The organism is Streptococcus sp. FSL R7-0212 (assembly GCF_038007985.1).
GTDB lineage: Bacteria > Bacillota > Bacilli > Lactobacillales > Streptococcaceae > Streptococcus > Streptococcus parauberis.
Genome location: NZ_JBBOYF010000001.1, coordinates 359,206 through 378,116, shown reverse-complemented (window position 1 = coordinate 378,116; position 18,911 = coordinate 359,206). Strand labels below are relative to the sequence as shown.

16 protein-coding genes, 3 tRNA genes and 3 rRNA genes are annotated in these 18,911 nt (G+C 39.1%); 2 read left to right on the top strand and 20 right to left on the bottom strand.

Features of this window, described 5'->3' with window-relative positions:
- Window positions 1-48: 48 nt before the first annotated feature.
- The 11 genes from MKY69_RS02050 to MKY69_RS02000 form a co-directional block, all read right to left on the bottom strand.
- Entirely contained in the window at window positions 49-1,143 is a 1,095-nt protein-coding gene (locus MKY69_RS02050) for a nucleotidyltransferase (RefSeq protein WP_311981489.1), read from the bottom strand.
- 13 nt (window positions 1,144-1,156) lie between these two features.
- Window positions 1,157-1,897: a class I SAM-dependent DNA methyltransferase gene (locus MKY69_RS02045; RefSeq protein ID WP_003106191.1), complete on the bottom strand. Its 741-nt coding sequence runs from the start codon at window positions 1,895-1,897 to the stop codon at window positions 1,157-1,159.
- 42 nt (window positions 1,898-1,939) lie between these two features.
- Window positions 1,940-2,293, bottom strand: a complete 354-nt coding sequence (gene rsfS, locus MKY69_RS02040; RefSeq protein WP_340790903.1) for a ribosome silencing factor — start codon at window positions 2,291-2,293, stop codon at window positions 1,940-1,942.
- A gap of 17 nt (window positions 2,294-2,310) precedes the next feature.
- On the bottom strand, window positions 2,311-2,622 hold the full coding sequence (locus MKY69_RS02035; RefSeq protein ID WP_259976641.1) for an isochorismatase family protein: 312 nt from the start codon (window positions 2,620-2,622) through the stop codon (window positions 2,311-2,313).
- Window positions 2,553-2,816, bottom strand: coding sequence for an isochorismatase family protein (locus MKY69_RS02030; protein WP_311981488.1), 264 nt, complete (start codon window positions 2,814-2,816; stop codon window positions 2,553-2,555). The genes MKY69_RS02035 and MKY69_RS02030 overlap by 70 nt, the downstream gene beginning before the upstream one ends.
- Window positions 2,817-2,818: 2 nt before the next feature.
- Window positions 2,819-3,409, bottom strand: a complete 591-nt coding sequence (yqeK, locus tag MKY69_RS02025; protein ID WP_004234841.1) for a bis(5'-nucleosyl)-tetraphosphatase (symmetrical) YqeK — start codon at window positions 3,407-3,409, stop codon at window positions 2,819-2,821.
- The gene (locus MKY69_RS02020; protein ID WP_003104077.1) at window positions 3,406-4,038 is read right to left on the bottom strand and encodes a nicotinate-nucleotide adenylyltransferase; all 633 of its coding nucleotides are present in this window, start codon (window positions 4,036-4,038) and stop codon (window positions 3,406-3,408) included. The genes yqeK and MKY69_RS02020 overlap by 4 nt, the downstream gene beginning before the upstream one ends.
- Window positions 4,039-4,064: 26 nt before the next feature.
- Window positions 4,065-4,376 carry a ribosome assembly RNA-binding protein YhbY gene (gene yhbY, locus MKY69_RS02015; protein WP_003105311.1) on the bottom strand — a complete coding sequence of 104 codons (312 nt, stop codon included), beginning with the start codon at window positions 4,374-4,376 and terminating at the stop codon, window positions 4,065-4,067.
- 26 nt (window positions 4,377-4,402) lie between these two features.
- A complete protein-coding gene (gene yqeH / locus MKY69_RS02010) occupies window positions 4,403-5,521 on the bottom strand; it encodes a ribosome biogenesis GTPase YqeH (RefSeq protein ID WP_340790895.1) in 1,119 nt (372 codons plus the stop codon).
- Window positions 5,521-6,048 carry a YqeG family HAD IIIA-type phosphatase gene (locus tag MKY69_RS02005; RefSeq protein WP_013794302.1) on the bottom strand — a complete coding sequence of 176 codons (528 nt, stop codon included), beginning with the start codon at window positions 6,046-6,048 and terminating at the stop codon, window positions 5,521-5,523. The genes yqeH and MKY69_RS02005 overlap by 1 nt, the downstream gene beginning before the upstream one ends.
- 113 nt (window positions 6,049-6,161) lie before the next feature.
- Window positions 6,162-6,641: a sigma-70 family RNA polymerase sigma factor gene (locus MKY69_RS02000; protein ID WP_003106108.1), complete on the bottom strand. Its 480-nt coding sequence runs from the start codon at window positions 6,639-6,641 to the stop codon at window positions 6,162-6,164.
- Window positions 6,642-6,799: 158 nt separating this feature from the next.
- Here MKY69_RS02000 and MKY69_RS01995 point away from each other — a divergent pair, with 158 nt between their 5' ends.
- Window positions 6,800-8,056 (top strand): ISL3 family transposase, encoded by a 1,257-nt coding sequence (locus tag MKY69_RS01995; protein ID WP_017768237.1) that lies wholly within the window; start codon window positions 6,800-6,802, stop codon window positions 8,054-8,056.
- Window positions 8,057-8,153: 97 nt separating this feature from the next.
- On the opposite strand, the gene MKY69_RS01990 is transcribed toward MKY69_RS01995, so the two are convergent.
- From MKY69_RS01990 to MKY69_RS01960, 7 genes are all read right to left on the bottom strand, one after another.
- Window positions 8,154-8,227 (bottom strand) — tRNA-Arg (locus MKY69_RS01990).
- Window positions 8,228-8,316: 89 nt separating this feature from the next.
- Window positions 8,317-8,390 (bottom strand) — tRNA-Asn (locus MKY69_RS01985).
- 5 nt (window positions 8,391-8,395) lie between these two features.
- A 5S ribosomal RNA gene (gene rrf, locus MKY69_RS01980) occupies window positions 8,396-8,511 on the bottom strand.
- A gap of 83 nt (window positions 8,512-8,594) precedes the next feature.
- A 23S ribosomal RNA gene (locus tag MKY69_RS01975) occupies window positions 8,595-11,498 on the bottom strand.
- A 237-nt stretch (window positions 11,499-11,735) separates the two neighbouring features.
- Window positions 11,736-11,808 (bottom strand) — tRNA-Ala (locus MKY69_RS01970).
- Window positions 11,809-11,916: 108 nt separating this feature from the next.
- Window positions 11,917-13,465 (bottom strand): 16S ribosomal RNA (locus tag MKY69_RS01965).
- The 16S, 23S and 5S rRNA genes sit together here with 3 tRNA genes alongside, the layout of an rRNA operon.
- 968 nt (window positions 13,466-14,433) lie before the next feature.
- A protein-coding gene (locus MKY69_RS01960; RefSeq protein ID WP_233847614.1) for an IS3 family transposase occupies window positions 14,434-15,560 on the bottom strand; the annotation gives its coding sequence in 2 pieces (ribosomal slippage) (window positions 14,434-15,290 and window positions 15,290-15,560; 1,128 coding nt in all).
- A gap of 96 nt (window positions 15,561-15,656) precedes the next feature.
- Between MKY69_RS01960 and MKY69_RS01955 the strand changes: the two genes are divergently transcribed.
- Window positions 15,657-16,804, top strand: a protein-coding gene (locus MKY69_RS01955) for an IS3 family transposase (RefSeq protein ID WP_096368445.1) whose coding sequence is annotated in 2 segments (ribosomal slippage) — window positions 15,657-15,909 and window positions 15,909-16,804 — 1,149 coding nt in all. Because the reading frame shifts where the segments join, the coding sequence is not laid out codon by codon here.
- A 97-nt stretch (window positions 16,805-16,901) separates the two neighbouring features.
- Here the strand turns inward: MKY69_RS01955 and MKY69_RS01950 are convergent.
- On the bottom strand, window positions 16,902-17,846 hold the full coding sequence (locus tag MKY69_RS01950; protein WP_003108548.1) for an ATP-binding cassette domain-containing protein: 945 nt from the start codon (window positions 17,844-17,846) through the stop codon (window positions 16,902-16,904).
- On the bottom strand, window positions 17,839-18,909 hold the full coding sequence (locus MKY69_RS01945) for an ABC transporter ATP-binding protein (protein ID WP_003107438.1): 1,071 nt from the start codon (window positions 18,907-18,909) through the stop codon (window positions 17,839-17,841). The genes MKY69_RS01950 and MKY69_RS01945 overlap by 8 nt, the downstream gene beginning before the upstream one ends.
- Between the last annotated feature and the right edge of the window lie 2 nt (window positions 18,910-18,911).

Below are 18,911 nucleotides of genomic sequence, written 5' to 3'. Positions count from 1 at the left end.
CTTTAAACAAAGTATAAACTATTACCTAATGTTAGAGTCAAGTGTTTTTTATTTTTTCTCTCTCACAGGTACACGGCCATAGTTCTGTTCAATTAGCTTAGGGTTACCCATTTGATAAACTTTATCAGCCTGTTGTGACATTAGGTCCCATGCCTTGGCACCAATTCGACTAATCATGTCAACTTGTGTCTTAATCGACTTCAAGTGTGCTTGACCAGCTGCTGAAAAGCCCAAAATATGAACAGCGTCTGGCAATGGTGCTTCACTAGCATTAACCAAGATGTAAGTTAGTACTCTACGAACTCGAGCTTTCGTGTATCGTTTGGTTGCAACTTTTTCCACTAATTGGTCAATAGTCGCAACGCTCCTAATAGCTGTGCGAATACGACTTGCTAACTCCTCATTAACTTGAAAAATACTGGTCAAGTCCCGATGGGTCATAATCTGGTATCTCAATAGAGGAAAATAGTCAGCCCAAGACACATGACTAGCCTGTAAGAATAAATCAGAATCAGGCATAACGCGTTCCAGAAATTCCTTATCATCTAAATGGCGACGAATAGCTGTTGCAGAGGCCATCTGACCAGTCTTATCAGTGGAATGATAATTAGCCCCCTCACGCTTGATGGCTTCAAGTTGAATGTTTTTTGCAGCGCAAGCTTTGGCGTAGGCAAGTCCCAAAATATGATTGGGAGTATCTCCTGCAAAGTCTAAACCGGCAAAGGCTTGCCACATTTTCTGTGTTTTTTGAGGATAAGTGAGGGAATCATCAAGTTGCCTTATATAAGCTTCCATCAGCTCAGCTTTTTTTCCATAAATATCAGAAACTCTTTGATAATCAATTATTTCTTCTGATCCAAAGACCAGCTTTTCAATGCCCAATTTTGATAAAATTTCAAGCGCACCTTGAGCGAAGTAATCTGCTGATTGAACAGAGACCAAAAATGGCATTTCAACAACTAAGTCTGCTCCTTGATTAAGTGCCATTTGAGTTCGTGTCCATTTATCAACAATAGCTGGTTCTCCTCTTTGTACAAAGTTTCCAGACATCACAACTATTTTTAGTCCCCCAAGCTGGTTGAGAAGATAGGCATGTCCATTATGAAAAGGATTGAACTCAGCTACAATACCAGTAATTGTCATAACATTTCTTTCTTTATTTTTGTGCTACAAAAAACCATCGTTTACTAGTTTCATTTGGTTCCTTATCTACAAAATCAGCATAGATTTTAAATGATTTAAAGCCTGCTTGTTCAAGTAAGATATCATAGGTTAAAATTTCATAAGTTCGTTCTTCATGAACTTCATCATGACGAGTGAAGGTGCCATCCTCTTCCTGAATAAAGAATGTTAATTCATGAACGACCGAGTGGGGAGCATCATCCTCATAGGTGTCCCATATCATAGCAAACTCATCAGCATTTTCATGGTAAGAATAGCCTGGGAAAACTGTATCCGTTTGGTATGTTGAGTGGACATCAAAGATAAAGACACCACCTTCATTTAAAGCATTATAAACTTCTTTGAAGACATCTCCAACTTCTACTTCATCTTGCATATAACAAATTGAATCTGAATAACAAGTTACAAAATCATACTTACCAGCTTGCTTTAAGTAAAGCATATTCCCTTGTAAGAATTTTATGTTTTGTTTAGCTGTCTTAGATCTTTTTTCTGCAATATCCAACATATCTTGACTAAGATCTAAACCAGTGACATCAAACCCCGCTTGAGCAAAACGAATTGACTGAATACCTGTTCCACAAGCTAATTCCAATAATTTTTTGTGGTCTTTACTCTTCGGCAAGTGACGAAGAGTAAAATCGGTCCACAAGTCATATAAACTATCATCCATAACAGCATCATAAACTGATGCAAATGTTTCATAAATTGTCATATATCCTCTATTCTGAAAAAACAGTCGAATTGACTGTTTTTTTTATGCTAATAAATTTTCTAAGTTAACTGATGGCGCTTCATGCCAGAGTTTTTCAATATTATAATGGAAACGTTGATCTTCTGTAAAAATATGAACAACAACATCATTTAAGTCTAACAATACCCAGCCAGTTGCACTGTCACCTTCAACATGACTTGCCTCTCCGCCAGCTTCTTTAACTTTCTCACGAATATTTTCAGCAAGTGCTTCCAGTTGACGAGTGTTTGTTGCACTAGCAATTAGGAAATAGTCAGTTAAGCTAGTTAAGCCTTCAAGGTCTAATGCTAAAATATCTTCAGCCCGTTTTTCGTCAGCTGCCTTAGCAGCAAGTTCTAAAAGTTCTTCTTTTTTCATTAAATGTTTATTTCTTTCTATTTTATAAGGTCTTCAAGAGACAGTAGTTGAGCAAAGCGACCTTGCCATATATCAGAATAATAGGCAATCAGTGTTTGAGCCGACATTAGTAAATTATCAAAAGTTGAGGTTAAGCCAATTGGTAGGATAACAGGTATATCCAAATCAAATGCAGACTTAACAGTTGCATCTATACAATACTCAGTTTGCATGCCAACAATTACCAATTGTGTGATTGCTTGGTTATCGATGTACTCTTTCAAGTCAGTCTTTTTAAAGGCACTATTAAAGGTTTTATCAATAATTTTTTCACCCTTTTGTGGAGACAAGCTTGGGTAAATTTCCCAATCTCGACTACCAAGTGGTATCCTAAACCATTATGCCTAACAAAAATAACTGGTTGCTTTGTTTCTCGAAAATTAGCAATTAATTTTTGAATACCTTCAACCATTTGTATCAATTGATAAGGTCCTTCCTCAATCAATTGATTTTGCATATCAACTACTAGTAATGCTTCTTTCATTTTCAATCCCTCAAATAGTGACAAAATGCATTATAAGTTTCAATCGTTTGCGGATAAATAGGTACCGACTTCTTAGCTAAGTAAGCAACAGTATTTACTGTTTCAAATGCAACTGCTTTATCTAGACTCTCATTTGCAATTATTCGTGCATCATTCACTAATGGGAAAATCCTACCTTCTTCAATGTAATCAGCAACGTATAAAATTTTATCTAAGAGCGTCATTTCTGCTGCACCGACAGTGTGAATCTCAATTGCACGTAAGATTTCTGGGTCTTTTAAACCTAAATCTTCTTGTATCTTATAGATACCCACTTTACCATGCCATACATTATTATTCCAATTTAACAAATCGGGATCTAATTGATACTTTTTGATTAAATCAATAAAAACCTGATTATCACATTCTTTAGCATAATCATGTAATAAAGCAGCGAGACCAGCTTTTTCAGGATCATATTGATTCTTTTTAGCTAAGGCTTTTGCAGCTTTTTCGACACCTAGGACATGTTGATATCTCCGTGGACTCATCTGCGTAGCAATTTTTTCAAGTAATTCCTTACGTTTATAGGGAAGATAAGCTTGATATGTCATTTGTAAAGACCTTCGTTTTCAATATAAGTTAATACTGATTGTGGAAGCAAGTAATTTGGTTTGCGGCCCTTTTTGATAAAGTCACGAATCATACTTGAAGAAATATCCATTAACGGAATATCTACCCAAATAACTGGATAAGAAGTACCTGCTTTAAATTTTGGTCTTTGAACTCCAACAAACTGAACCATTTCCACAAGCTCGTCAATACGATACCATTTTGGTAAATAAGCAACCATATCTGCACCAATAATAAAGTAATAATCAACATTTGGATTTTGCTCAGTTAAGGCTTTCATCGTATCAAAAGTATAAGATTTCCCTTTACGCTCAAGTTCACAGGTCTCAATCTCTAGTCCATCAACTTCTTCAATAGCTAATTTAAGCATGTTAAGACGATGTGATTCCTCAATCGTTTCCTTAGTATCAACATGCGGCGGTTTAAATTCAGGCATCAAAAAGACATGGTCAAGACCTAGTTGTTGTCTAACTTGATCTGCAACCACTAAATGGGCATTATGAATAGGGTTGAAATTTCCACCCAAAATTCCAACTTGTTTGCGATTTGTATCTTTTTCTTCTGTTTTTAATTCTACTTTTGTAAATGGTGTAACGAGTTCTAAAGACATACCTTCTCCAGCTGTATATTTTACTATTATTGAATTGCTTTAACTTTGACTGACAATTTGCGATTTTCTTTTTTTGCAGAAACTTTGTACAAGATAATAATGCGACCAATTTTTAAAACTGAATCACAACCAATTTCTTCTTCTAAAGTTTCAGCAACGTCATGAATGTCTTCATCAGTATTTTGTAACAATGTTACTTTGATTAATTCACGGGCATCGAGTGCTTGTCTAATGCTTGTTTTAATTTGATTATTTAAGCCATTTTTACCAATCTGAACAATTGGTTTAAGACTATGTGCTTCTGATTTCAAAAAAGCACGTTGTTTACTTGTTAACATGTAATATCCTTTTTCTTAGATTATCTTTAGATAATCGCTTTGCGGGTTAGAACGCTAACTCCTTTAGGAGCCCATCCTGCAATTCTTACAGGAGCATCTTTGCTGCCATTAATTCTTAGCCAGCCTAGTCCTGAAAAGACTAAATCTGTCTTGTCAGAAATAGTGAATTCATATGGCACTAGCTTAGGAAAATCTTCCTTATCAGCAGGTCCTGGTGGCGTCAATAATAAACCTAGGTGCTTCTGATAAAATTCGCTTGCACCCTCTAACTTGGTTCTATGAACCGTTAAATTATTATCAAAATACGCTGTAAAGCCCTGCTTATCACCAGAGATAAAATCAAAACGTCCTAATCCACCTAAAAATAGTGTCTGTTCGGAATTAAGCTGATAAGTCTTTGGTTTAATTTCTTTTTTAGGACTGATATATTTAAGATCTTTAGCAGTCAAAAAGTGGGCCATTTGATGGCGATGAATAATCCCAGGTGTATCAAAGATGAAAGTCCCATCATCAAGTGGAATTTCAATTTTATCAAGGGTTGTTCCAGGAAATCGAGATGTTGTAATTATATCCTTGTCACCAGTAATTTCCTGAATAATAGCATTAATTAAGGTTGATTTACCAACATTGGTAACGCCAACAACATAGACATCTCGCCCTTTGCGAAGTTGATTAATTTTTTCAATTAATTCTTTTATTGCATTATTATTTTGAGCACTAGTTAAAATTACATCGAGTGGTCTTAGCCCCTCTTCATGTGCTCTCTCAGTCAGCCATTGGGTAACTTTGCCTTCTTTTACAGATTTAGGCAAAATATCCATTTTGTTACCAACCAAAAGAACATCGTTACCAGAAACAAAGCGTGATAAGCCTGGAATAACTGACCCATTAAAATCAAAAATATCAATAACGTTAATGACTAAAGCATCACTATCTCCAACTTCATGAAGTAATTTCAAAAACTCTTCGTCAGAAATATTGACATCTGTTATTTCATTATAGTGTCGTAATCTAAAGCAACGCTGACAATACAATTCACCAGTTTCAAGTCCTTTTTTAAGTGCTCCAGTTGGTGTATAACCAGCTTGTTCTTTATTTTCAGTTTGAATGTTTATACCACATCCAATACAAATTAATTCTTCCATTAAATTCCTTTTTTATATGTTAATTTTCCATATTTATCTTCTAATTTTGCAAAAACTCGTTTCTCGCGTGCACGGTTGATTTTAGTATTCCATGCATCAGAAGCTACTAATGGTTTAACTAAAACTGACTTAATTCCAGCTCTATGGCTCGCTCGAATATCTGTCATTAACTGATCACCAACCATAATAACTTCATCGCGGTCAAAACCATAACGTTTAATGGCAATGTTAATTCCCCTTGCAAAAGGTTTCATTGCTCTACTAATAAAATCAACACCAAAGCGTGATACAGCTCGTTCAACACGTTTATAATTATTATTTGAAACAACAACTACAGTTATATCAGCAATCGTCATTTCATCCAACCATGCTCTAACTTCAGGCGTACCATCTGGATTATTCCATGCAATTAAAGTATTATCTAAATCAACTAATACAGCAGTTATGCCATTTCTTAATAAATCATTTGCTCTTAAATCGTAAACAGCTCCAACCATATAGGTCGGCCTATAATCGTCTATACTCATTTTTTCTCCAAAAGTCGTTAGTACCTTAATTATACCATATTTAAAATGAAAAGTAATCAAACTATCGCTTATACGTAGGCTAAGTTATAACAATGTAAATTTTAAAATTTATATTATTCATCCAAGAAATCGATAAAAAATGGTTTAATTTTTCTTAATAGTGCTCTTCTACCAATAAACCTCTCGCCTCTCATCAATGCATATAATTGAGACTGCTCTTCTTTTGTTAAGATACCAGAAATCTGTTCAATAATTGATTGGTATGCAATAAACTCATCCAATACCAATCCTTGACTTGGAATTTTATGAGCTATTTCTCCAATTTCTTCATATGGCATTCTATTAAATCGTCTCTTCTGACTCTCTTGGAAACGGATAACATCCTTTAAGTGTGAAGAAAATTTAGTTTTAAAATATACTAATAGTTGTTGCTCATTCTTATACAAGTCTGGATTTCGATGAAGTAAATCATGCAAAATGAGTCGACCTTCTTGAAACCAATCATCCTTTTCCCATAAGTGAATATAATAAGACCGCATAAATTTATAAATAGTTGGTTTGACAGTTTTAAAACATTTATCAAATTGATCCATTCTTACTCCTTATAATAGTATTGAAATTATTATGGCTCTATAATTTCTGTAGTGGGTAAATCCACTGTAGAGATTATGGAGCCTTTTTGAGTATATACAAAAAGTCCCATATGACCTATAATGAAAAGTGCTCAAACTATCATTTTAGAAAGACTCATATGGAACAACTAAATCTTATCACAAATTTTCTCAGAATTAAAGACAAAAATATCACTATCACTGATGAATATGATATGGGAACTCACTTAGAACTCCACGGTCACTTGGACTACACAGCCCCTAAATGCCCAAAATGCAAGGGACAAATGGCTAAGTACGACTACCAGAAAACTTCTAAAATCCCCTACTTAGAAACTGCTGGCTACCCTTTACTTATCCGCCTTAGAAAGCGTCGTTTCAAGTGTAAAGATTGCGGAAAAATGGCGGTCGCTGAAACTCCTCTTGTCAAGAAGAACCACCAAATCTCTGTCGCTGTTAACCAGAAAATCGCACAATTACTCATCGAAAATCAAGCAATGAAACATATTGCACACAGGCTATCAATTTCAACATCGTCAGTTATGAGAAAGCTCAATGAGTTCAAGTTTGAAACGGATTGGAATACCCTACCTGAGGTGATGAGTTGGGACGAGTATGCCTTCAAGAAGGGGAAAATGAGCTTCATCGCTCAAGATTTCGACTCCCTAAATGTCATCGCCATTCTCGACGGAAGAACTCAAGCAACCATCCGAAACCACTTTCTTCGCTATCCTAGAAAGGTTAGAAATCGGGTCAAAGTGATTACCATGGATATGTTTAGTCCCTATTATCAACTTGCTAAACAACTTTTTCCGAATGCAAAAATTGTACTCGATCGCTTTCATATCGTGCAACACCTTAGTCGTGCTATGAACCGTGTCCGTATTCAAATTATGAATCAATTCGACAGAAAATCGCAGGAATACCGAGCCTTGAAACGTTACTGGAAATTGATACAACAAGATAGCCGTAAACTCAGCGATAAACGATTTTATCGTCCTATGTTTCGAATGCATTTGACTAACAAGGAAATCCTAGAAAAACTCCTGTCTTTCTCCGAGGAACTACGACAACACTATGTACTCTATCAGCTTCTCTTATTTCATTTCCAAGAGAAGAACTCAGACCATTTCTTTGACCTCATCGAACAGGAAATAGCCATCGTTAATCCTATTTTCCAGACGGTATTGAAGACATTTTTAAAGGATAAAGACAAGGTTGTAAACGCCATGGAATTGCCTTATTCCAACGCCAAACTGGAAGCTACCAATAATCTCATCAAAGTCATTAAGAGAAATGCCTTTGGTTTCAGGAACTTTGAAAACTTTAAAAAACGGATTTTGATTGCATTGAACATAAAGAAAGAGAGGACGAAGTTCGTCCTCTCTAGGTGTTAGCTTTTCATCTACCCACTACAGTTGACAAAGAGCCATTATTATAAAAGAACCAAAACAAAAACAACATGACATCCATGTCATGTTGTTTAAATTATGATGCACCCTAGAGGAGTCGAACCTCTAACCGCCTGATTCGTAGTCAGGTACTCTATCCAGTTGAGCTAAGGGTGCTACTTAATTATCTAGAAATATCTTACACCTTTATCGCTAAAAATGCAAGCCAATCAATAAAAAAAAATAGGCTAGCCTATCTCAATTTACTCCGCCAGTAGGACTCGAACCTACGACATCATGATTAACAGTCATGCGCTACTACCAACTGAGCTATGGCGGATCAATGCTAAGCGACTTCCGTATCTAACAGGGGGCAACCCCCAACTACTTCAGGCGTTCTAGGGCTTAACTACTGTGTTCGGCATGGGTACAGGTGTATCTCCTAGGCTATCGTCACTTAACTTTGAGTCCACTCAAAATTGAATATCTATATTCTAACAAGTTTGACCAAAACTGTCAATAAACTATTTGTTCATACTTATCTTAGGATAAGTCCTCGAGCTATTAGTATTAGTCCGCTTCATATATCGCTATACTTCCACTTCTAACCTATCTACCTGATCATCTCTCAGGGCTCTTACTGATATAAAATCATGGGAAATCTCATCTTGAGGGGGGCTTCGCACTTAGATGCTTTCAGCGCTTATCCCTTCCCTACATAGCTACCCAGCGATGCCTTTGGCAAGACAACTGGTACACCAGCGGTAAGTCCACTCTGGTCCTCTCGTACTAGGAGCAGATCCTCTCAAATTTCCTACGCCCGCGACGGATAGGGACCGAACTGTCTCACGACGTTCTGAACCCAGCTCGCGTGCCGCTTTAATGGGCGAACAGCCCAACCCTTGGGACCGACTACAGCCCCAGGATGCGACGAGCCGACATCGAGGTGCCAAACCTCCCCGTCGATGTGAACTCTTGGGGGAGATAAGCCTGTTATCCCCAGGGTAGCTTTTATCCGTTGAGCGATGGCCCTTCCATGCGGAACCACCGGATCACTAAGCCCGACTTTCGTCCCTGCTCGAGTTGTAACTCTCGCAGTCAAGCTCCCTTATACCTTTACACTCTACGATTGATTTCCAACCAATCTGAGGGAACCTTTGGGCGCCTCCGTTACCTTTTAGGAGGCGACCGCCCCAGTCAAACTGCCCGTCAGACACTGTCTCCGATAGGGTTAACCTATCTGGGTTAGAGTAGCCATAACACAAGGGTAGTATCCCAACATTGCCTCAGACGAAACTGGCGTCCCGTCTTCAATGGCTCCTACCTATCCTGTACATGTGGTACAGATACTCAATATCAAACTGCAGTAAAGCTCCATGGGGTCTTTCCGTCCTGTCGCGGGTAACCTGCATCTTCACAGGTACTAAAATTTCACCGAGTCTCTCGTTGAGACAGTGCCCAAATCATTACGCCTTTCGTGCGGGTCGGAACTTACCCGACAAGGAATTTCGCTACCTTAGGACCGTTATAGTTACGGCCGCCGTTTACTGGGGCTTCAATTCATACCTTCGCTTACGCTAAGCACTCCTCTTAACCTTCCAGCACCGGGCAGGCGTCACCCCCTATACATCATCTTACGATTTAGCAGAGAGCTGTGTTTTTGATAAACAGTTGCTTGGGCCTATTCACTGCGGCTGACGCTAACGCCAGCACCCCTTCTCCCGAAGTTACGGGGTCATTTTGCCGAGTTCCTTAACGAGAGTTCTCTCGATCACCTGAGGCTACTCGCCTCGACTACCTGTGTCGGTTTGCGGTACGGGTAGTATGTAATTAAACGCTAGAAGCTTTTCTTGGCAGTGTGACATCACTAACTTCGCTACTTAATTTCGCTCCTCATCACAGCTCAATGTATTAGGTATAAGCATTTGACTCATACCACACCTCACTGCTTGAACGTGCTCTTCCATTCGCACGCTTTAGTTAGCCTACTGCGTCCCTCCATCACTTTACATACTAGTACAGGAATATCAACCTGTTGGCCATCGAATACACCTTTCGGTCTCTCCTTAGGTCCCGACTAACCCAGGGCGGACGAGCCTTCCCCTGGAAACCTTAGTCTTACGGTGGACAGGATTCTCACCTGTCTTTCGCTACTCATACCGGCATTCTCACTTCTATGCGTTCCAGCACTCCTCACGGTATACCTTCTTCACACATAGAACGCTCTCCTACCATTACCTCTAAAGGTAATCCACAGCTTCGGTAAATTGTTTTAGCCCCGGTACATTTTCGGCGCAGGGTCACTCGACTAGTGAGCTATTACGCACTCTTTGAATGAATAGCTGCTTCTAAGCTAACATCCTAGTTGTCTGTGCAACCCCACATCCTTTTCCACTTAACAATTATTTTGGGACCTTAGCTGGTGGTCTGGGCTGTTTCCCTTTCGACTACGGATCTTAGCACTCGCAGTCTGACTGCCGATTATATCTCGTTGGCATTCGGAGTTTATCTGAGATTGGTAATCCGGGATGGACCCCTCACCCAAACAGTGCTCTACCTCCAAGAGACTTAACATCGACGCTAGCCCTAAAGCTATTTCGGAGAGAACCAGCTATCTCCAAGTTCGTTTGGAATTTCTCCGCTACCCACAAGTCATCCAAGCACTTTTCAACGTGCCCTGGTTCGGTCCTCCAGTGAGTTTTACCTCACCTTCAACCTGCTCATGGGTAGGTCACATGGTTTCGGGTCTACAACATGATACTAAGTCGCCCTATTAAGACTCGGTTTCCCTACGGCTCCGTCTCTTCAACTTAACCTCGCATCATATCGTAACTCGCCGGTTCATTCTACAAAAGGCACGCTCTCACCCATTAACGGGCTCGAACTTGTTGTAGGCACACGGTTTCAGGTTCTATTTCACTCCCCTTCCGGGGTGCTTTTCACCTTTCCCTCACGGTACTGGTTCACTATCGGTCACTAGAGAGTATTTAGGGTTGGGAGATGGTCCTCCCAGATTCCGACGAGATTTCGCGTGTCTCGCCGTACTCAGGATACTGCTAGAGTCATTTACTATTTTAAATACGAGGCTATTACTCTCTTTGGCTTACCTTCCCAGGTAATTCTTCTATAGTATTTGATCCCACGTCGCAGTCCTACAACCCCGAGGAGTAAACTCCTCGGTTTGCCCTTCTGCCGTTTCGCTCGCCGCTACTAAGGCAATCGCGTTTGCTTTCTCTTCCTGCAGCTACTTAGATGTTTCAGTTCACTGCGTCTTCCTTCTCATGACCTTAACAGTCATGGATGACATGCATTACATGCCGGGTTCCCCCATTCGGACATCTCTGGATCAAAGCTTACTTACAGCTCCCCAAAGCATTTCGTCGTTAGTCACGTCCTTCATCGGCTTCTAGTGCCAAGGCATCCACCGTGCGCCCTTATTAACTTAACCTTATTTCCAGTCTTTCGACCTTCTTTTAATTTTTTTTAATATGTTCGCGTTTATCTTTTTTTCGGTTTATTTCTTGTTACTTTTTTCTACAATTAATTTCTTAATTGTGGAATTTGATATAGATATTCAATTTTCAATGGACTATGTTAGGATTTTTATCCTACTTATCTAGTTGAACACGAGATTAATTTCTTAAGAAATTTCGGCAAGCCGAACATCTCTTTGTATCCTAGATAATGGAGCCTAGCGGGATCGAACCGCTGACCTCCTGCGTGCAAAGCAGGCGCTCTCCCAGCTGAGCTAAGGCCCCGACTAATAAACTGGTTGTTACATTATTAGTGGTGTTTCTATCTCATTACTTTAATAAGACCTCTCAAAACTAAATAAGACTTTTCCTAACGTGCTTCCATTTCCTTAGAAAGGAGGTGATCCAGCCGCACCTTCCGATACGGCTACCTTGTTACGACTTCACCCCAATCATCTATCCCACCTTAGGCGGCTGGCTCCTATTAGGTTACCTCACCGACTTCGGGTGTTACAAACTCTCGTGGTGTGACGGGCGGTGTGTACAAGGCCCGGGAACGTATTCACCGCGGCGTGCTGATCCGCGATTACTAGCGATTCCGACTTCATGTAGGCGAGTTGCAGCCTACAATCCGAACTGAGATTGGCTTTAAGAGATTAGCTTGCCGTCACCGGCTTGCGACTCGTTGTACCAACCATTGTAGCACGTGTGTAGCCCAGGTCATAAGGGGCATGATGATTTGACGTCATCCCCACCTTCCTCCGGTTTATTACCGGCAGTCTCGCTAGAGTGCCCAACTTAATGATGGCAACTAACAATAGGGGTTGCGCTCGTTGCGGGACTTAACCCAACATCTCACGACACGAGCTGACGACAACCATGCACCACCTGTCACCTCTGTCCCGAAGGAAAGTCCTATCTCTAGGACGGTCAGAGGGATGTCAAGACCTGGTAAGGTTCTTCGCGTTGCTTCGAATTAAACCACATGCTCCACCGCTTGTGCGGGCCCCCGTCAATTCCTTTGAGTTTCAACCTTGCGGTCGTACTCCCCAGGCGGAGTGCTTAATGCGTTAGCTGCGGCACTAAGCCCCGGAAAGGGCCTAACACCTAGCACTCATCGTTTACGGCGTGGACTACCAGGGTATCTAATCCTGTTTGCTCCCCACGCTTTCGAGCCTCAGCGTCAGTTACAGACCAGAGAGCCGCTTTCGCCACCGGTGTTCCTCCATATATCTACGCATTTCACCGCTACACATGGAATTCCACTCTCCCCTTCTGCACTCAAGTTATCCAGTTTCCAAAGCGAACCATGGTTGAGCCACGGCCTTTAACTTCAGACTTAAATAACCGCCTGCGCTCGCTTTACGCCCAATAAATCCGGACAACGCTCGAGACCTACGTATTACCGCGGCTGCTGGCACGTAGTTAGCCGTCCCTTTCTGGTTAGTTACCGTCACGTAATGGATTTTCCACTCCCATTACCGTTCTTCTCTAACAACAGAGCTTTACGATCCGAAAACCTTCTTCACTCACGCGGCGTTGCTCGGTCAGGGTTGCCCCCATTGCCGAAGATTCCCTACTGCTGCCTCCCGTAGGAGTCTGGGCCGTGTCTCAGTCCCAGTGTGGCCGATCACCCTCTCAGGTCGGCTATGTATCGTGGCCTTGGTGAGCCGTTACCTCACCAACTAGCTAATACAACGCAGGTCCATCTCATAGTGAAGCAATTGCTCCTTTTAAATTTAGTACATGAGTACTTAATTGTCATGCGGTATTAGCTATCGTTTCCAATAGTTATCCCCCGCTATGAGGTAGGTTACCTACGCGTTACTCACCCGTTCGCAACTCATCTGACTAGTGCAAGCACCAGTCTTCAGCGTTCTACTTGCATGTATTAGGCACGCCGCCAGCGTTCGTCCTGAGCCAGGATCAAACTCTCATTTATATGTTAATTTGATGTTTAACTCATTCTTATCTGTCGCTGACAGATTTATTGTTTTTTTGTTACTTAATTGACAGGTAATATGCATAAACATATCACCCTGCACGTTTGGTTTTTGTCTTATTCAGTTCTCAAAGGTCTTCTTATCTCTTACGAGACAACTATTATATTCTATCAGGTCACAACGCCTTTGTCAATAACTTTTTTAAACTTTTTCGTTTTTTGTTTTCGACTACTAGCTCGCTTTCTGACAACTTTATTAGTATATATGCTTTTGAAGGGATTGTCAATAGAGTTTCTAAATTATTTCAGGATTTCCAATAACATTTTTAGACTTCACATCTTTATCTTTGATTTGCTACTTACCCATCCTCATCCATTAACTCATGGATGTTTTTCTTGATCTTTAGTTAATATTAATATGGGTGGTTCAAAACCTAATTGTTTAAATGCAAGTACTTCACGATCATCGACCTCTTCTACAGTAAAAGTATCATCAGTAAAAATAATACTAAAATTTAGTATGCCTTAATCTAAAACCACAGCTAAGCTATTTAAATTCCGGCCCACACTGTCATATCCGAAGTTCATCAAATAGTATCAACCGTCATTGAAAGCTAGTAGTCGTTTATTTGACATTCCGAAAGTTACATTATTTGGCTTTGTCAAAAATGGAATGTTTTTTTAGATCGTTTGTTGAATTACTGTAAAATAACTTCTGTCATAGCAATGGGGCTGATCTTAATATCGGAAGGTGTGATTGATTCATAATAAATCAACAATATTCCCATTATTATCCAACTTTTTTCAATATCCAAAACAATATTATCTTATATAATATTATTTTATATTAAGTTGAGTGTTTTCTTCAAAAATATAACATCTAATATATTCAAACAATACCTTCAATTCCAACTAAAAAAACTCCTTTTGGCACTGCACCCCAATAGTGGGACAGAAGAAAAACACTCTTATGAAACCAATTTTCTGAATTGAACAGGAGATTGGTTTTTTAAATGACGTTGAATTCTAGTTTCATTATAAAATGTTATGTAATTTTTAACAATATTTGTTATACTAACTTTGTTGTGTTTTCTCCTATCTTGGAGATAAAAGGTTTCAGTCTTTAAAGCGGAGTGAAACCATTCAATACAGGCGTTATCTGCAGGTGTCCCTTTTCGAGACATTGAGCGGGTAATGCCTTTTTCAATACAAGCGAGATAGTAAGCATGTGATGTATAGACAGATCCTTGATCACTGTGTAATAGGACTCCTGATTCTAAATCAAGTTGATTAAGGGTATCAAGTACAAGATCATTGTCCTGTGTATCTGAAATAGTATAGGCCACAATTTCACGATTATAAAGGTCCATAATAGATGACAAGTATAAGGTAGTTTTTCCAAAGTTGAGATAAGTAATATCTGTAACTAGTTTTTGTAATGGTCTGGTTGCCTTAAAGTCACGGTCTAGCTTATTGTCTGTGACGTAGTATGGCCTACCTAATTTAGGGGACTTCTTTATTCTAGTGCGACATAGCCACCCTCTGCTCTTCATGATACGATAGACTTTCTTTACATTGGCATTAATCCCAAACTCTTTCTTTAGAAGACTTGTAATGGTTCTATAACCATATATAAACTTATATTTTAAGCAGAGCTCTTCAACTTTTTCGATAAGACTATCATGAATAGGAGGCTTGATATTAGATTTCCACCGATAATAGGTTGAGCGTGAGACCTTAAAACAGTCCAGAATAAAACCTAATGGATACTGATATCTGTAGTAATCAACAAGCTTGATGAGTGTTACTTTATCGATTTTCTCATCAAGCTTTGATACTTTTTTAAAAGTTCAACTTGTAGTTTTAATTGCTCAACTTCTGATAACTGTTCCATTCCTTGACCGTAAGTATATTGCTTACCTACAGGTTGATGAAAACGATACGTTTCTCCTTTTTGATACCAGCGCCACCATGTATATATCTGGCTTTTATTTTTAATACCAAGTCTATCCATAATAACTTTTTCGGGCTTACCTGATTTCTTCATTTCAATACAGGCTAATTTGGTTTCTAACGAGTAAGCTTTTTTGACCATAATAAAACACTCCTGATTCTATTTTACTAGAATTCTACATGGAAAGGTTATAATAAACTAGACACAAAGTTAAGAGAAATCGTGGAAAGGTTTATTATGGCAAGAAGAAAATTCGATAAACAATTTAAAAATTCTGCAGTAAAACTCATTCTTGAAGAGGGTTACTCTGTTAAAGAAGTCAGCCAAGAGCTTGAGGTTCATGCCAATAGTCTTTATCGCTGGGTTCAAGAAGTTGAAGAATATGGAGAAAGTGCTTTTCCAGGCAATGGGACAGCCCTGGCTGATGCCCAACATAAGATTAAATTGTTAGAGAAAGAAAATCGTTATCTTCAGGAGGAACTTGAACTTCTAAAAAAGTTCCGGGTCTTCTTGAAGCGAAGCAAGTAAAACGTTTTGAATTTCTCTTGAAACATCATGGGAAGATAAAAATTAAGCATGCAGTAAAAGTTCTTAAGGTTTCTCGCTCAGGTTTCTATGAATACATGCATCGTCGTCCTTCAAAACAACAAGTGGAGAGAGAAATTCTCTCAGAGAAGATAAAAGCTGTCTTTCATGAGCATAAGGGACGCTATGGTGCGGTTAGAATTACCAAGGTACTTCATAATACTGGTATTATGACCAACACGAAACGTGTTGGGAAACTGATGCACTTGATGGGACTTTATGCCAAGGGAAGCCGTTATAAATATAAACATTACAACAGAAAAGGAGCTTCGCTTTCAAGACCCAATTTAATTAATCAGATCTTTAAAGCAACAGCTCCTAATAAAGTATGGCTGGGAGACATGACCTATATCCCTACCAAAGAAGGCACCTTATACTTAGCCGTGAATATCGACGTTTTTTCACGTAAGATTGTAGGCTGGTCAATGTCTTCACGGATGCAAGATAAACTGGTGAGGGATTGCTTATTACAAGCTTGTGGGAAAGAACATCCTCAGCCTGGCTTGATTGTCCATACTGATCAAGGGAGTCAATATACAAGCTCTCGTTATCAATCTACTCTTCGTCAAGTCGGTGCTCAATCTAGCATGAGTCGTAAAGGAAATCCCTATGACAATGCAATGATGGAGTCTTTTTATAAGACGCTAAAGAGGGAGCTTATTAATGATGCTCATTTTGAGACAAGAGCTGAGGCTACTCAAGAAATATTTAAATACATTGAGACCTATTACAATACAAAAAGGATGCATTCAGGTCTTGATTACAAGTCTCCAAAAGACTTTGAAAAATATAATTCTTAAATTCTCTTAACTCCGTGTCTAGTTTTTCGTTGACTTTCCAACAGGAGTGTTTTTCTTGTGTCTCATTTATTGGGTGCAGTGCCTTTAAGGAGTTTTTTTAGTTGGACTGCTGTCTATCAGCAATTTCCTTTTTATATTTCTCTGTTTCTAATTTATTCGCCCAAACGAAGTGACCTGGTTGGATTTCTACCATTTCTGGTTTGTCAACTGTATAGTCATGCTGATCAACGTTATAGACAAGAAGTTTTTTCTGTCTTTCCAAAATTGGATCCGGAATCGGTACAGCGGATAATAGAGATTTAGTATATGGATGAACTGGATTGATAAATAATTCTTCAGTTTCAGCTACTTCTACAATAACACCTTTATGAATAACTGCGATTCGATCAGATATGAACCGAACTACTGATAAATCATGGGCAATAAAGAGATAAGTTAAACCTTTTTCTCTTTGCATCCGTTTTAGAAGATTTAGCACTTGAGCTCGAACCGAAACGTCTAGAGCCGAGATAGGCTCATCAGCAATAATAAATTCTGGATCCATAACTAAAGCACGCGCAATCCCGATACGCTGACGTTGTCCACCTGAAAATTCATGAGGATAACGTGTTAAATGTTCAGACAAAAGTCCAACTTCTGTCATCATGTTTTTGATTTTATCTTTACGGTCTTCTTCACTTTTGAACAGTTTATGATTGTATAGTCCTTCAGAAATAATATAGTCAACAGTTGCACGTTCATTCAAACTTGCTGCTGGATCTTGAAAGATCATTTGAATCTTTTTAATTAATTCTTCACGTTCTGAATTACTTTTTTTCTTATTGATTTGTTTACCATCATAAATGATTTCACCTGAACTCGTATCATTTAAACCAATGATAGCACGCCCAATTGTTGTTTTCCCACTTCCTGACTCACCAACCAAAGAAAAAGTTTCCCCTCGATTAATAAAGAAATTGGCATTTTTAACAGCAACAAATTTTTTCTTTCCTTCACCGAAGGAAATTTCTAAGTCTTTGACTTCAACTAGCTTCTCAGACATTTCCTTCCTCCCGATAAATTTGCTTACTTGAGATTTTCTCATGTAAATTTTGTATAACTACTGGTTTTTGAACTTTTGGTGCCTCCGGATGGAGTAACCATGTTTTAGCCCAATGGCTGTCGCTAATATCAAATTTTGGAACAGCTTCTTCAAAATCAATCTTCATAGCATACTGAGATCTTGGAGCAAAGGCGTCGCCAATAATTGGTTTGTATAAAGATGGAGGCGTTCCGGGAATTGAAAAGAGAATCCCCTTGTCATCTGCTAATTGAGGTAGACTTGATAATAAACTCCATGTATATGGATGACGAGGATCATAGAAAACATCCTCAACCGTTCCATACTCAACAACTTCGCCAGCATACATTACTGCAACGTTGGTTGCAATACTTGCAACAACGCCCAAATCATGAGTGATGAAGATGATTGTAAATTCGTATTCTTTTTGAAGTGTTTTTAATAAGTCAATAATTTGAGCTTGGATAGTAACGTCTAAAGCTGTTGTTGGCTCATCACAGATAAGGATATCTGGACGACATGCAAGAGCAATGGCAATAACGATACGTTGTCTCATCCCACCAGAGTATTGGAAAGGATATTCATCAAAACGTTTTTCAGCTTCTGGAATACCAACTTTATTCATATAATCAATCGCAAGTTTTTTAGCTTCTGATCTAGGTTTTTTCTGATGTTTAACTATTACTTCCGTAATTTGTTTCCCAATGGTTTGAATTGGGTCTAAACTGGTCATCGGGTCTTGGAAGATGGTCGCAATTTTTGCACCACGTATTCCTTCCCAATCTTTATGATTTTTTAGTTTTGTTAGTTCTTGTCCGCGGTAATCAATCGACCCTGAGGCAACGCGACCATTAGATTCTAACATTCCGGTAAATGTTTTTGTTAGTACTGACTTACCACTACCTGACTCGCCAACAACCGCAAGGACTTCTCCTTCATGTAAATCGATAGAGATATCACGGATGGCAGTCAAAACACGGTCACGTACGTCAAATTCAACAACAACATTCTTTGCACTTAAAATTACTTCTTTATTTTCAGTCATGA

Coding starts and splice junctions, on each gene's coding strand:
- MKY69_RS01945 (WP_003107438.1), bottom strand. CDS start 18,909: ATGACTGAAAATAAAGAAGTAATTTTAAGTGCAAAGAATGTTGTTGTT.
- rsfS (WP_340790903.1), bottom strand. CDS start 2,293: ATGAAAAAAGAAGAACTTTTAGAACTTGCTGCTAAGGCAGCTGACGAA.
- yqeK (WP_004234841.1), bottom strand. CDS start 3,409: ATGACATATCAAGCTTATCTTCCCTATAAACGTAAGGAATTACTTGAA.
- MKY69_RS02005 (WP_013794302.1), bottom strand. CDS start 6,048: ATGAGTATAGACGATTATAGGCCGACCTATATGGTTGGAGCTGTTTAC.
- MKY69_RS01995 (WP_017768237.1), top strand. CDS start 6,800: ATGGAACAACTAAATCTTATCACAAATTTTCTCAGAATTAAAGACAAA.
- MKY69_RS02000 (WP_003106108.1), bottom strand. CDS start 6,641: ATGGATCAATTTGATAAATGTTTTAAAACTGTCAAACCAACTATTTAT.
- yhbY (WP_003105311.1), bottom strand. CDS start 4,376: ATGTTAACAAGTAAACAACGTGCTTTTTTGAAATCAGAAGCACATAGT.
- MKY69_RS02045 (WP_003106191.1), bottom strand. CDS start 1,897: ATGACAATTTATGAAACATTTGCATCAGTTTATGATGCTGTTATGGAT.
- MKY69_RS02030 (WP_311981488.1), bottom strand. CDS start 2,816: ATGAAAGAAGCATTACTAGTAGTTGATATGCAAAATCAATTGATTGAG.
- MKY69_RS01950 (WP_003108548.1), bottom strand. CDS start 17,846: ATGTCTGAGAAGCTAGTTGAAGTCAAAGACTTAGAAATTTCCTTCGGT.
- yqeH (WP_340790895.1), bottom strand. CDS start 5,521: ATGGAAGAATTAATTTGTATTGGATGTGGTATAAACATTCAAACTGAA.
- MKY69_RS02020 (WP_003104077.1), bottom strand. CDS start 4,038: ATGTCTTTAGAACTCGTTACACCATTTACAAAAGTAGAATTAAAAACA.
- MKY69_RS02050 (WP_311981489.1), bottom strand. CDS start 1,143: ATGACAATTACTGGTATTGTAGCTGAGTTCAATCCTTTTCATAATGGA.